At 64.3% G+C, this 13,856-nt stretch carries 13 protein-coding genes; 2 read left to right on the top strand and 11 right to left on the bottom strand.

Features of this window, described 5'->3' with window-relative positions; genetic code table 11:
- Positions 1-26: 26 nt before the first annotated feature.
- From ACFFWD_RS26565 to cyoA, 10 genes are all read right to left on the bottom strand, one after another.
- On the bottom strand, positions 27-659 hold the full coding sequence (locus ACFFWD_RS26565; RefSeq protein ID WP_376970173.1) for a Tll0287-like domain-containing protein: 633 nt from the start codon (positions 657-659) through the stop codon (positions 27-29).
- Positions 660-833: 174 nt separating this feature from the next.
- Positions 834-3,062, bottom strand: coding sequence for a xanthine dehydrogenase family protein molybdopterin-binding subunit (locus ACFFWD_RS26560; protein ID WP_376970171.1), 2,229 nt, complete (start codon positions 3,060-3,062; stop codon positions 834-836).
- A 16-nt stretch (positions 3,063-3,078) separates the two neighbouring features.
- Entirely contained in the window at positions 3,079-3,546 is a 468-nt protein-coding gene (locus ACFFWD_RS26555) for a (2Fe-2S)-binding protein (RefSeq protein WP_376970169.1), read from the bottom strand.
- 149 nt (positions 3,547-3,695) lie between these two features.
- Positions 3,696-4,232 (bottom strand): response regulator transcription factor, encoded by a 537-nt coding sequence (locus tag ACFFWD_RS26550; protein WP_376970167.1) that lies wholly within the window; start codon positions 4,230-4,232, stop codon positions 3,696-3,698.
- Positions 4,222-5,616: an ATP-binding protein gene (locus ACFFWD_RS26545; RefSeq protein ID WP_376970165.1), complete on the bottom strand. Its 1,395-nt coding sequence runs from the start codon at positions 5,614-5,616 to the stop codon at positions 4,222-4,224. The genes ACFFWD_RS26550 and ACFFWD_RS26545 overlap by 11 nt, the downstream gene beginning before the upstream one ends.
- Entirely contained in the window at positions 5,588-6,364 is a 777-nt protein-coding gene (locus ACFFWD_RS26540) for an SURF1 family protein (RefSeq protein ID WP_376970428.1), read from the bottom strand. The genes ACFFWD_RS26545 and ACFFWD_RS26540 overlap by 29 nt, the downstream gene beginning before the upstream one ends.
- Positions 6,365-6,582: 218 nt before the next feature.
- Positions 6,583-6,969: a cytochrome o ubiquinol oxidase subunit IV gene (cyoD, locus tag ACFFWD_RS26535; protein ID WP_376970163.1), complete on the bottom strand. Its 387-nt coding sequence runs from the start codon at positions 6,967-6,969 to the stop codon at positions 6,583-6,585.
- Positions 6,966-7,595 carry a cytochrome o ubiquinol oxidase subunit III gene (cyoC, locus tag ACFFWD_RS26530; RefSeq protein ID WP_376970161.1) on the bottom strand — a complete coding sequence of 210 codons (630 nt, stop codon included), beginning with the start codon at positions 7,593-7,595 and terminating at the stop codon, positions 6,966-6,968. The genes cyoD and cyoC overlap by 4 nt, the downstream gene beginning before the upstream one ends.
- A complete protein-coding gene (cyoB, locus tag ACFFWD_RS26525; RefSeq protein ID WP_376970159.1) occupies positions 7,592-9,601 on the bottom strand; it encodes a cytochrome o ubiquinol oxidase subunit I in 2,010 nt (669 codons plus the stop codon). The genes cyoC and cyoB overlap by 4 nt, the downstream gene beginning before the upstream one ends.
- 10 nt (positions 9,602-9,611) lie before the next feature.
- Positions 9,612-10,778, bottom strand: a complete 1,167-nt coding sequence (gene cyoA, locus ACFFWD_RS26520; protein WP_376970157.1) for a ubiquinol oxidase subunit II — start codon at positions 10,776-10,778, stop codon at positions 9,612-9,614.
- Positions 10,779-10,963: 185 nt separating this feature from the next.
- On the opposite strand from cyoA, the gene ACFFWD_RS26515 reads away from it, so the two are divergent.
- A complete protein-coding gene (locus ACFFWD_RS26515) occupies positions 10,964-12,277 on the top strand; it encodes an MFS transporter (RefSeq protein WP_376970155.1) in 1,314 nt (437 codons plus the stop codon).
- A 112-nt stretch (positions 12,278-12,389) separates the two neighbouring features.
- Here ACFFWD_RS26515 and ACFFWD_RS26510 read toward each other — a convergent pair whose 3' ends face one another.
- Positions 12,390-13,130 (bottom strand): transporter, encoded by a 741-nt coding sequence (locus tag ACFFWD_RS26510; RefSeq protein WP_376970153.1) that lies wholly within the window; start codon positions 13,128-13,130, stop codon positions 12,390-12,392.
- A gap of 263 nt (positions 13,131-13,393) precedes the next feature.
- Between ACFFWD_RS26510 and ACFFWD_RS26505 the strand changes: the two genes are divergently transcribed.
- A complete protein-coding gene (locus ACFFWD_RS26505; RefSeq protein WP_376970151.1) occupies positions 13,394-13,774 on the top strand; it encodes a hypothetical protein in 381 nt (126 codons plus the stop codon).
- Positions 13,775-13,856: the final 82 nt, after the last annotated feature.

Here is a 13,856-nt window from a genome sequence, read left to right as displayed (position 1 = left end):
CGTCGCGAGCCTCGTGCTCAATGCCGCTATCGGTAGAGAATGATGCTGATCACACCGCCCAATTCGTCCTGTTTCGCGCCTTCCTTCGGGTAGCCTGTTATGTCGACTTCGCCCTTTGGCGAGCCATGGCAAGCCAGGCACGTCTCATCGTAGTATTGTGGCACCATGACCCGGAAGGCCGGGCGCCCGTCGGTTTCGGCGGCCGCCGAATAGGCCTGGTCGCGCGGCCAGTTTGGCGCGAGCAGTTTTGATTTGATGATGGTGGTCTCCCACGCGTCCGGACGCGCCTTTCGGTTGCGGATGCGATCGGGCGGGCCTGTGGCCTTCACGTCAGCCTCCCCCTTTGCCCTGCGGGCAAAGGCCTCGTTGACAAGGCGCGCGAACACCGCCGGAATGAAGCCCTTGAACCCAGTCCCCTTCGCGTTGATCGTCGTCTGATTGGCGTCCATGACCTCGACGATCGCGTCCATCTGAACGCGCAACAAACGGCCGTGGCGGGAGGCGGGGTCGATCGCTGACGGATCGACCCCCGTTGCCTTGCGGTAGATGTCGCGCGTCTGTTCGATCAGCGAGCTGCCGCTGAGGCCCTTCTCGCCGAGCTTTGGATCATTGATCCGGTCCTGCTCGCGGGAGATGACCGTTTCGCCGGCGAGCAGCATGTCGGCGAGGCTCTTGCCTATCAATAGATCCTCACCCGAATTCTCGCCGTCCGGGGCCGCACAAATCAGCGATGCGGGGATCGTGCCCACAAGCACAAGGACTATCGTCGCTGTTACCCACGAATGCCTCGGCAGGACCATTCCGTTATCTCACAATTGCTAAACGATGACCGGTCAGTGCCCTTCAATCGCGGCCAGAACCTTTGCCGGGGTAAATGGGACCGAGCGCAAACGGACACCGATGGCGTCAAATACCGCGTTCGAGATCGCGGATGGCACGACCGCCGCAGCAGCCTCACCCGCCCCCGAAGGCTTCTCGGTCGGACGGTCGACGAGTTCGATGATGACGTCCGGCACCTCGGGAAACGTCAGGATTGGATAGGTTGCCCAATGCAGGCTTGTCACCGCCGAACGGTCAAAAAGGACTTCCTCTTTCAACGTGCGGCTGACGGATTGGATGATGTTCCCCTCGATCTGATTCCTGACCCCGTCGGGGTTGATGATCTGCCCGCAATCATGCACGACGAAGAAACGCTGCACGCGGATTTCCCCGTTTCTGCGGTCGACCTCGACTTCGGCCACCGCGCCGACATAAGTGGGCGATGGGAAATCCTTGGCATAGCTGATGCCGCGTCCGACCATGACATCGCTCTGAGTGGGGCTGCGCGGCGAGAGCCGACTCTCCCACCCAGCCAGAGTGGCCAGACGTCTCAGGAGCTCGGCGCCGCGCGCGTCTTTGAGATGGCTGAGACGAAGGTCGAGCGGGTCGACGCCAACAGAGGCAGCGATCTCATCGACGAAGCATTCGTTGGCGAAAGCGTTTTGCATGCGCCCCGGCGATCGGATCCAGGACCAGCGGAAAGGTGTCTCGGCGAGCAGATGCGCGACGGTCTTGATGTTCGGCAAACTGTAGGGGATCGCCGAATTGGAGGCCATCATGCTGGGGCTGCCTTGGCGGTAGGGCTGCATGATCGGAGCGACAGGCACGCCGGCCGCGAGCGTGGCCGCGATGAGCGGCACCGGCGCGAAGCCATCCTCAGGAAGGAAGAACTCCGATTCCCAGGCAATAATCCTGCCTTCGGCATCGATGCCGGCGCGCAAGTCGGCCAATGTTGGCGGACCCTTTGGATCCCAACCATGCTCGTCGGCGCGCATCCATTGGACGCGCACGGGCCTGCCGCCCATCGCCCGCGAGAGCAGCGCGGCGTCGCCGGCCGCGTCTTCGTGCCCATTGCGGCCGTAACAGCCCGAACCTTCGACATAGAGGCAGTGCACATCGTCAAGCGGCACGTCCATCATTGCCGCGAGCTGTCGTCTGAGGGACTGCGTCGCCTGAGAGGCACTCCAGCACGTGATCTTTCCGTCGTTGATCGCGACGACGGCGCAGGATGGGCCGATTGAGCCGTGTGTCTGGATGGCGAAATCGTACGTCGCCGAGATGCGCTTCGACGCGTCGCCCATCGCCTTGGCGCTATCACCGACATTGGAGGTCACCGCATCGCTCCTGATGCGCGTGGCGCGAACGTGGTCCCAGAGGCCCGCCCGGTCCGGCAGCCCCTCCCAGTTCGACCACGTCGCCTTCAGCTTGCGTGCGGCCTGGATGGCGCCCCATTCGGTTGTCGCGACCACGCCGAGGAAATTGCGTTCGCGTACGACCTTCAGGAGGCCAGGAACGCCGCTCACCGAGGATTCATCGACGCTTTCAAGACTGGCGCCAATTGCCAACGGGCGCACCACGCGGCCGTGCAGCATTCCGGCAACGCGAAAATCATGCATGAAGCTGAAGCGTCCGGTCGCCTTGTCCGGAATGTCGAGACGCGCCACCGACTTGCCCACGACCTTGTACGCGGCCGGGTCTTTCGCGGGCGCGTTGTTGTCGATCTTCAGCGAGAACGTGCCGTCGCCGATAAGCTCGGCATAGGATGCGCTGATGCCGTTGCCCTTGATTGTGCCGCCCTCGATGCGAAGCTCCGTCACGGGCACGCCAAAGCGCTTCGCGGCGAGCTCGGCAAGCGCCTTGCGCGCCGTTGCCGCAGCCTGTCGAAGCTCCATCCCTCCCTTCTGAATCGAGAGGCTGGCCGCAGTTACACCTTGGTCCGGTGTCAGCGCGGTGTCGCCCTGGATGAGCCTGACCCGGTCGATCGGCACGTCGAGCTCCTCGGCCACGATCTGCGTCAGCGCAGTGCGCAATCCGGTGCCGAGATCGACCTTGCCGGAATAAACCGTGACCTGTCCGTCGGCGTCGATCGACAGAAATCCGTCGACCTCGTCGGGTGCGACGGTCTTCGTCAGGGCGCTGCTCCGCGCCAAAGCCGCATACGGCTTTGCCGCGAGCGCAAAGGTGACGACGAGCGCGCCGCCGGTCTTCAAAATGCCGCGACGGGTGGAGACGAAATCGAGCATCTCTGTCTCCCTTGTCTCACGCGTTGCGGGCCGCCCGCTGGACCGCCCGAATGATGCGAAGATGCGTGCCACAACGGCAAAGATTGTCGGCGAGCGCCTTCTTGATCTCTGGAACGGTCGGGTTCTTGGTTGTCGCGAGGAGTGCGGTCGCCCGTATGATCATGCCGTTGAGACAAAAGCCGCATTGTGCGGCCTGCTCGTCGATAAAGGCTTGCTGAACAGGAGACGGCCGCTCCGGGCTGCCGAGTCCCTCGAGTGTCACGATCTTCTTGTTGGCGACCTTGGTGAGCGGCGTCTCACATGAGAGCACCGACTCGCCATCCGAAAGGACGGCGCAAGCTCCGCACTGGCCCAATCCGCAGCCGAAGCGGGGCCCCTTCAATTCAAGATAATCTCGCAATGCATAGAGCAGTGGCATGCCGGGGTCATCGACTTCAATCGTGACCACGCGGCCATTCACATCGAGCGAAACAGACGTGGGCATGCGTATCCTCCCCACTATCCGTTTATGCTTGTCGAAAGTCGCTTATATACCCATCGGCAGCCGCTTTGAATGCCCTAGAGGGCCCCAGATGGGGTAATCCGCGGCCCTGCTACGTGGCCAGTGGTCGCCTCAAGAGCCCTGCCAGCCGGTCACTTCACCTGCCGCTTCTCGAGCTTGCGCGCCAGCGTCCGGCGGTGCATGCCGAGCCGGCGCGCGGCTTCGGAGATGTTGAAATCGGTCTCGATCAGCGTTTGATGGATGCGTTCCCATTCCAGCGTCTTGATCGAGGTCGGGCGCGCGCCGACCTCGATGTCGGCGTTGCCTTGCGCTCTAAGGAACGCGGCCTCGATGTCGTCGGTGTTTGATGGCTTTGCCAGATAGTGGCAGGCGCCGAGCTTGATCGCTTCGACCGCGGTCGCGATGCTCGCAAACCCCGTCAGCACGACGATCAGCATCTCCGGATCGTGGGCATGCAGCGCTTCCACGCAGGCGAGCCCCGAAGCGCCGCCGCCGAGCTTGAGATCGACCACGGCATGGCCGGGTGATTGCTCCTCCAGCAGGTGACGGACCTCGTCGAGCGAGGCGGCGATCATGACGCCATAGCCGCGGCGCTCGAACGAGCGCTTCAGCGTGCGGGCAAAGCCGGCGTCGTCCTCGACGATCAGAAGCTGGCGTTCATCCGTCAAGGCCGTCTCCGATCGCAAGCGTCGCCAGCGGGAACTCGAGGCGGACGGTGGCGCCGATGTCGGCGCGGTTTCGCGCCGTCACCACGCCGCCGAGCTTGCGCACGACGTTCATCACCAGGAACAGGCCGAGGCCGCTGCCGGGCGTTCCCTTGGTCGACTGATAGGGTTTGCCGAGATGCGCGAGCATTTCGGCGGCGAAGCCCGGGCCCCTGTCGGTGACCGACAGCACGAGCCGGTCGGAATCGCGCTCGGCGGTCAGTTCGATCCAGTCGCGCGAGACCTCGGCGGCATTGTCGAGCACGTTGAAGATCGCCTGCTTCAGCGCGACGTCGGACACGATCGGCAGGTCGCTGCCGAAGGCGTTGCGGAAATACAATGTCGCCGCCGGGCGCGTGGTCCGCCACTCGCCGACCAGCGCCGACAGGAATGCCGTCACCGTCGCCGGCGAGGAGCCTTCACCGCGCGCTTCGCCGGCCGAGAGCAGGATGCCTGTCACGATCGACTTGCAGCGCTGCAACGAGGTTTCCATCTCGGCGAGGTCGTGCGACAGCTCGGTGTCGGCTGACAGCGCGGGCATGCGGCGCCAGTCGCTCAGGATCACCGACAGCGACGACAGCGGCGTGCCGAGCTCATGGGCGGCGCCCGAGGCGAGCAGGCCCATCCTGACGATGTGATCCTGCTCGGCGGCATGTTGCCGCAGCGCGGCCAGGTGGGCATCGCGTTCGCGCAAATTGCGGTTGATGCGGGTGACGAACACGACGAGCAGCACCGCATCCAGCACGAAGCCGACGAACATGCCGGCAAGGTACAGGCTGAATGGATCGTTGAAGCCGTGCTGCGGCAGGCCCAGCGGCCGATAGGCGACCGTCAGCCAGGCGAAGCTCGCGCAGGCGAGTGCCACCAGCGACCAGATCGAGCGCGCATCGAGCAGCACCGCGCCGAGGGTGATCTGCAACAGAAAGAGCGAGGTGAACGGGTTGGTCGCGCCACCACTCAAGTAGAGCTGGGCGGTCAGGGCCGCGACGTCGAGCATCAAGGCGATCAGGAGGCCGCGCCGGCCGATCCCGGCGCGGTCGCGCACCCAGATGAGGCTTGCGATGTTGAGCACAATCAGCGCGCAGATCACCGCGGCCATCGCGGCGAGCGGCAGCGGGATGCCAAGCCAAAGCTCGACAAAGGCGATCGTCACGATCTGGCCAATCACCGCCGTCCAGCGCAGCTGGATCAGCAGCGCCATGTTCTTGCGATTGGTCACGTCCTTGGCCGGCAACGCGGCAAGCGCGCCGGAGTCCACGCCGGCGTCGGTCCTGACCGGCAAGGTCACGGCCTCGCTGCCGGGAGCCCCGGCGCTGGTGTCATGCAGATCCGATGTGCGCTTCAGCATCTGGGCCTGTGTTGCGAGACAGATTGCGTGCTGCGCCGATCAGCCGGCGCACGGCGGCGCGCCGTGTGTCAAAGCCGCCGAGCCGTCCCCTGCCGCGCACGCTGCGCAGGAGTGCGACCGCCAGCATAATGGCGAGCGCGAACCATGTCAGCGCGTAAATCAGGTGGTTGTTCGGAAACCGGATCACCGTCAGTCCGCCGAGCGGGTAGCCGGCGGGGGTCTCGGCTGCGCCGGCATCGATGAAGAAGGGCGCGGCCTGCGACAATCCATGCACGGCTGAGATCGCGGCGACGTCGCGCGAGTACCAGCGGCCCGCGGCCGGATCATTGCTGCGCAGGAAGCCGCCTTTCGGCTCCGACATCCGCAACAGGCCGGTGATGCTCACCGTCGCGTCCGGATCGGCGGTGTGCCGGGTCGCAGGATCGCGCCGCTCGGGCGGCACGAAACCGCGATTGACCAGCACCGTGGTTCCATCGGCTGTTCGCAGCGGCGTCAGCACCCAGAAGCCGGGGCCGTGAACCGTCACCGCCTGGACCAGCGTTTCGTCGGCGTCCAGGAAGCGGCCGCTGATGGTCACGCGCCGGTACTCATCGCTGGCCGCCGTGACGTCAGGCCACGATGCGGGCGCGGGCATCGCCACCGGCGCGGCGTGGATGCGCTGCTCGACCCGGTCGATCAGCGCGAGCTTCCAGGTCCTGCGCTCGATCTGCCAGACGCCGAGCGCGGTCAGGACCATCACGCCCAGCATGCCGAGCGTGAGCACCGCGTAACGAGAGAAAGCTGAACTGCGACCGCGTCGGGACCGCGCTCCCTCTCCCGCTTGCGGGGGAGGGCTGGGGCGGGGGTGTCTCCGCGAGTCGGAATCTTCGAGTGGAGAGAGCCCCCACCCGAATCGCATCTTGCGATGCGATTCGACCTCCCCCGCAAGCGGGAGAGGTGAAGAGGGGTTGCGGACACCCCGCACGGTCACGGCATGTTGCTCATGTCGTGCACCGGCATCATGTTGACGTTGAGGTGATGCATCACCCACAGCGATCCGGTGAGCGCGATCACGACCATGATCACGGTGAAGATCAGCGCCATCATGCTCCAGCCGTTCTCGGACCGGGTGTTCATGTGCAGGAAGTAGATCATGTGCACCACGATCTGCACCGCCGCGAGCAGCATGATGGCGAGCGCAGTCAGCGGCTTGCTGCCGAGCGAACCAGACATCACCAGCCAGAACGGGATCGCGGTGAGGACGACGGAGAGACCGAAGCCGATCAGATAGCTCGACAGCGAGCCATGCGCCGCGGCGCCATGGGCATCGTGGTCGCCGGCTTCGGGTTGCAGGGCGTGAGTATCGGCTTTCATCGCAGCATTCCCATCAGATAGACGAAGGTGAAGACGCCGATCCAGACCACGTCGAGGAAGTGCCAGAACATCGACAGACACATCAGGCGGCGCCTGTTGGCCGCGATCAGGCCATGGCGGGCGACCTGGACCATCAGCGTCACCAGCCAGACCAAGCCGAAGGAGACGTGCAGCCCGTGGGTGCCGACCAGCGTGAAGAAGGAGGACAGGAAGGCGCTGCGCTGCGGCGTTGCGCCCTCATGAATCATGTGCGCGAACTCGGAGAGCTCGATGCCGATGAAGGCGAGGCCGAACAGCCCGGTCACCGCGAGCCAGGCCTGCGTCGCGCGGATCTGCGACTTCTCCATCGTCAGCATCGCAAAGCCGTAGGTGATCGACGACATCAGCAGCATCGAGGTGTTGAGCGCAACCAGCGGCAGGTCGAACAGGTCCTTCGGCGCGGGACCTGCGGCGTAGCTGCCGCCGAGCACGCCGTAGACGGCAAATAGCATCGCGAAGATGAGGCAGTCGCTCATCAGGTAGACCCAGAAGCCCAGCATGGTGCTGGCGCCTTCGGGGTGCGCGTGCTCGTCGATGACGTGAAAGACCGGCTCTGAATTCTGCGAGGGGATAACGGCGACTGTCATGACTTGGCTCCCGCTGATATCAGGCGCGTCCGCGCGTCTTCGACCCGCACCACCTCATCCGCAGGGATGTGAAAGTCGCGGTGATAGTTGAAGGTGTGGCCGATCGCGACCGCGAGCAGCGCGATGAAGCTCGCCGCCGCAAGCCACCAGATGTACCAGATCAGGCCGAACCCCATCGCGGTGGACAGCGCGGCGAGAATGACGCCGGTGCCGGTGTTGGAGGGCATATGGATCGGCTTGAAGCCGGTGAGCGGGCGGCGATAGCCGCGGCGCTTCATGTCCCACCAGGCATCGTTGTCATAGACAACGGGCGTGAAGGCGAAGTTGTAGGCCGGCGGCGGCGACGAGGTCGCCCATTCCAGCGTGCGCGCGTTCCAGGGATCGCCGGTGACGTCGCGCAGCTTCTCGCGGCGCAGGATCGAGACCGCGAACTGCACCAGCATCGACATGATGCCGAGCAGGATCAGGAAGGCGCCGATGCCGGCGATGACGAACCAGATCTGCAAGCTGGGATCGTCGAACACGCGCAAACGGCGGGTGACGCCCATCAGGCCGAGCACGTAGAGCGGCGTGAAGGCGAGACAAAACCCGGTGACCCAGAACCAGAACGACATCTTGCCCCAGAACGGATCGAGCCTGAAGCCGAACGCCTTGGGGAACCAGTAGCTGATGCCGGCGAACGCGCCGAACACCACGCCGCCGATGATCACGTTGTGGAAATGCGCGATCAGGAACAGGCTGTTGTGCAGCACGAAGTCGGCCGGGGGGACTGCGAGCAGCACGCCGGTCATGCCGCCGACGACGAAGGTCAGCATGAAGGCGATCGTCCACATCATCGGCAGCTCGAAGCGGATGCGGCCGCGATACATCGTGAACAGCCAGTTGAACATCTTCGCGCCCGTCGGGATCGAGATGATCATGGTCGTGATGCCGAAGAACGAGTTCACGCTGGCGCCGGAGCCCATCGTGAAGAAATGATGCAGCCAGACCAGGTAGGACAGGATGGTGATGACGACGGTGGCGTAGACCATCGAGGTGTAGCCGAACAGCCGCTTGCCCGAGAAGGTCGAGGTCACCTCGGAGAAGATGCCGAACGCCGGCAGCACTAGGATGTAGACCTCGGGATGGCCCCAGATCCAGATCAGGTTCACGTACATCATCGGGCTGCCGCCGAAATCGTTCGTGAAGAAATTGGTGCCGACGTAGCGGTCGAGCGACAACAGCGCCAGCACCACGGTCAGAACCGGGAAGGAGGCGACGATCAGGACGTTGGTGCAGAGCGAGGTCCAGGTGAAGACCGGCATCTTCATCATCGACATGCCCGGCGCGCGCAGCTTGACGATGGTGCAGATCAAGTTGATGCCCGATAGCGTCGTGCCGACGCCGGCGACCTGCAGCGCCCATATGTAGTAGTCGACGCCGACGTCGGGACTGTAGCCGAGATTCGACAGCGGCGGGTAGGCGAGCCAGCCGGTGCGCGCGAATTCGCCGATGAACAGCGACATCATCACCAGCACGGCGCCGCCGACCGTCATCCAGAAGCTGAAATTGTTGAGGAAGGGGAATGAGACGTCGCGCGCGCCGATCTGCAGCGGCACCACGTAGTTCATCAGGCCGGTCACCAGCGGCATCGCCACGAAGAAGATCATGATCACGCCGTGCGCCGTGAAGATCTGGTCGTAGTGGTGGGCGTTGAGATAGCCTTCGGAACCGCCAAAGGCGATCGCCTGCTGCAGGCGCATCATGATGGCGTCGGCGAAACCGCGCAGCAGCATCACGATGCCGAGGATCATGTACATGATGCCGATGCGCTTGTGGTCGACGGTGGTGAACCACTCGCGCCACAGATAGCCCCACAGCCGGAAATAGGTGACGGCGCCGAGCAGGGCTGCGCCGCCGAGCGCGACGACGGCGAAGGTGCCGACCACGATCGGCTCGTGCAGCGGCAGCGATTCCAGGGTGAGGCGGCCGAAGATCGCCTTGATGAGGACGGGATTGTCGAGCATGCGGCCCTCTTTAGGAGACTGATTTCGGACGGGGTCCGAGCAGAAGGGATGTCGAAGACGTCTTGGCCGGGGAGAACGGCGGGCGTTGCAGCCCGACCCCGCGTAGCGGCGTCATGTCGAAGGGAGCTGAGATCTCGCGCGACGGCTCGTTCTTCAGCTCGTCGATCGCGCAGATGCCGGCGACGAAGGTCGGCTCCGCGCCGAACGGCGCGCCGCGGCGGGCATATTTGTCGTAAGCGAGCGGCAGCGTGTTGTTCAGGCCCTCGCGTCCGAGCCCGCCCTTGGCGTCGATCGCCATCATCTCGCTCATGCACATCTTGCCTGGCTCGACGCACATGTTGAGGATCGCCTTGTAGAGATCGCGGTCGACCGCGCCGTAGCGGCGCACTGGCTCGTTCGAGCTCGGGCGTTCGAGCTGCAAATAGTCGGAGCGGCCGAGCATGTTGCCGCTCGACTTGGCGGCGGCGATCCACTTGTCGAAATCGGGCGCGGAGACGCTCTTGAACGCGAAATGCATTCCAGAGAAGCCGGCGCCGCTGTAATTGGCGGAGAAGCCCTTGAAGGTACCTTCCTTGTTGGCGACCGCGTGCAGCTTCGTCTCCATCCCGGGCATGGCGTAGATCTGGCCGGCGAGTGCGGGGATGTAGAAGGAGTTCATCACGGAGGAGGCCGTGATGCGGAAGCGGATCGGGCGATCGATCGGAGCGGCAAGCTCGTTGAGGGACGCGACGCCGTAGTCGGGGTAGATGAACAGCCACTTCCAGTCGAGCGCGACCACCTCGACATTGAGCGGCGTGTCCTTGGCCTCGATCGGCTTGTCAGCGGCGATGCGGCCGAGCGAGCGGTAGGGATCGAGCAAATGCGTGCCCATCCAGGTCAGCGCGCCCAGGCAGACGATGATCAGGAGCGGGGCCGACCAGATCACGAGCTCGAGCTGCGTCGAGTGATCCCATTCCGGCTCGTAAGGCGCTGACGTGTTGGACTGGCGGTAGCGCCAGGCGAAAAACACCGTCAGCGCCATCACCGGCACGACGATCAAAAGCATCAGGACGGTGGAGATGAGGACGAGATCGCGCTGCTGCGCGGCGACGTCGCCGGCCGGGGCAAGGACGACGAAGTCGCACCCGCCAAGCAAGGCCGCAAACGGCAATAAGGCCAACAATTTCAAGGCGCGCACGGCTCACCCCGTTAGATTCTTCGGCTGGAATTTTAGTAGGTCCGCCAAGGGGTAGCTGCGATGCAACAAAGGGGACATTGGACAATTTGTCCAATGTTGCACTGCGATATAGGGGGCCAAACAGTCAACTGGACCGCGTGGCGAGACCGCCTCCCGGCCGCATGTTCAACGACGATGACGGTGCGATGGTAATGGCACAGGCCCCTGCATTAGCTGACGGCAATCCGATGAGGGCAGGGCACGGCCAGGCAAAACCCGGCGAAATCGCGATCGGCGTCATCATCGGCCGCACGTCCGAGTTCTTCGACTTCTTCGTCTATGCGATCGCCTCGGTGATCGTGTTTCCGAAGCTGGTGTTTCCGTTCGTCAACGAACTGACCGGCACGCTCTATTCCTTCGCGATCTTTGCGCTGGCCTTCGCCGCGCGTCCGCTCGGCACCGTGATCTTCATGGCGGTCGACCGCCGCTACGGCAAAGGCGCCAAGCTGATCATCGCGCTGTTCCTGCTCGGCACCTCGACAGTGGCGATCGCGTTCCTGCCCGGCTACACGACGATCGGCGTGGCGGCGATCTGGCTGCTTGCCGCGGCGCGCGCTGCGCAGGGCATCGCCTGGGGCGGTGCATGGGACGGGCTCGCCTCGCTGCTCGCGCTGAACGCGCCGGCGCGGCAACGCGGCTGGTACGCGATGGTGCCGCAGCTCGGCGCGCCGCTCGGACTGATCGTCGCAAGCGCGCTGTTCGCCTTCTTTGCCGGCAACCTCTCGGCGGATGATTTCTTCGACTGGGGCTGGCGCTACCCGTTCTTCGTCGCCTTCGCGATCAACGTCGTGGCACTGTTCGCGCGGCTGCGCATGGTGGCGACGAACGAATACTCGGAGCTGTTCGAAAGCCGCGATTTGCAGCCGTCGCGTGTCACCGAGACGGTCAAGCACGAGGGTCGCCACATCCTGCTCGGCGCCTTCGCGCCGCTGGCGAGCTTTGCGCTGTTCCACATGGTCACGGTGTTTCCGTTGTCCTGGGTGTTCCTGTTCACCAAGGAAAGCCCGGTGCGCTTCCTGATCATTGAGATGGTCGGCGCCATGGTCGGCGTCGGCGCAATCGTGGCGTCGGGTATGATCGCCGACCGGGTCGGGCGCAAGTCGCTGCTCATTGGCTCGGCGATCGCGATCGCGGTGTATAGCGGCTTCGCACCGCAGCTGCTCGATGCCGGCGCGGTCGGCGAGACGGTCTACATGGTGCTCGGCTTCATCCTGCTCGGGCTCTCCTTCGGCCAGTCGTCGGGCGCGATCGCGTCCAGCTTCGCGCGGACCTACCGCTACACGGCCTCCGCGCTGACATCGGATTTCGCCTGGCTGTTCGGCGCCGGCTTCGCACCGCTCGCCGCGCTGCTGCTCGCGACCCATTTCGGCTTGATCTCGGCCGGCGCGTATCTGCTGTCGGGCGCGGTGTGGACGCTGCTGGCGCTGTGGCTGAGCGGATTGCGCGAGGCGGAGCGCTAAAGGCGCCATTCTTGTAGCCCGGATGAAGCGAAGCGAAATCCGGGACCACTGTAGCCCGCGGATAGTCCTGCCCCGGATTGCGCTTCGCTTCATCCGGGCTACCGATCGTTGTCTAGCGAAACAACCCATCCACGCGGAACGAATAGCCCACGCCGACGATATAGCTCGGCGAGTTGCGGTTCAGCCCGAACGCGACGTGGACGTCGACCTGCTGGGTCGGCGTCAGATGGTACACGGCGCCGGAGTTGAGGAGCTGGATCGGGCGTGTGCCGTCCGGATAGTCGCCGACATATTCCGTGAATACGCTCGTCTTCTGGTCGAGCTTCTTCTCGATCACGAAGGTCGCTTCCGACATGCGCTTGCCGGAGAACTCGGCCGGACGGAAGAACTCCGTGAACATGCCGCTGAGGCCCCAGCCGTCATGCAGCTCATACGACCATGGGAACTGGATGTAGGGCTGGGCGCCGCGTCCCGCGATCTCGGCGGCACCGGTCGGCAGCGCCACGCCGGCCGTCATGGACAGGTCGAACTTTCCGGGCAGCGGGCTGACCTGCCATTTGACGGCAGGTGCGACGTTGGAAAAGCCCGAACTGCCCGGCGATTTCACGGTGCCGAAATAGGTCGGCAGGTCGATCAGGACTTCCAGGCAGGGCGCGATGCCGAGCCGCCACCGGCTGTTGGTGCCGTCGATGGTGCGGCCGCCGTCGCGCGCGGTCAGGTTGATCCCGTTCTCGTTCTGCAGGCTGCCGACCGGCACGACGATGCTGGAATTGGTGACGTCCGGGCGGTCGGTCGCGATCTCGTCGCTCGCCTTGGGGCACCCCTCGGCGCGCGCGCCGGCAGCCGTCAACACCGCGAGCGCAATGAGGATGCACCCGCGCAGACAAATCCGCGCGCCAACGCCAAACCAACCCGGACTCAATGGCGGTGATACTCCAATCGCGCGTCGTCGCAGCACATGCTGCACCTGCGATAAAGATCGGCCAGATTGGCAATTATTCCGCACGCGCTTGCAAAATAGATTTCACCAGGAAGTTCCATTGCTAGAGAGCGATACGGCTGGCGTCCAGCCGGAATCAGCGACATACTCACAAACGCCGGTCGAGGCGGCTGAGCATGACCGCTTGGAAACCACGCGGGCGTCGCGGATCGATCACCACCATTGTTCTGTTGTTCGGCCTGATGGCCCCATCGCCCGCTCCTGCGCGCGGTAGCTTCCCGCATGACGATCCCTGGAATGCCGACCATATCGACGGCCTCCCGCCAGAGGTGCGGAGTTCGGTCGTCCAGATGTGCAGCACACGGCCCAACGCGGCGCATTATTTCGCGACCTATCTCGACCACGCACGCACCATCAGGCTGCATTTCGAGCACTTCAGCTGCGAAGGCGCGCGGCAGATCCATCGCCGAGCGGAGGGCTGCCTGCATCAGGAATTCTCGCAATCCGGGGCGCATTATCGCCTGATACGGAACTATTACGGCCGCTGTGACGACTGAGTTGCCCACAGCCGGGCCGGAATTTACGCAAAGCAACGGGAATAAAATGGCCGCACGGCCGCTCCTGAGCTGATGGCAAACA

The sequence above is a fragment of the Bradyrhizobium erythrophlei genome, from assembly GCF_042430365.1.
Lineage (GTDB): Bacteria > Pseudomonadota > Alphaproteobacteria > Rhizobiales > Xanthobacteraceae > Bradyrhizobium > Bradyrhizobium erythrophlei.
The sequence above is the reverse complement of the archived record's forward strand: the minus strand, read 5'-3'. Positions and strand labels throughout refer to the sequence as shown.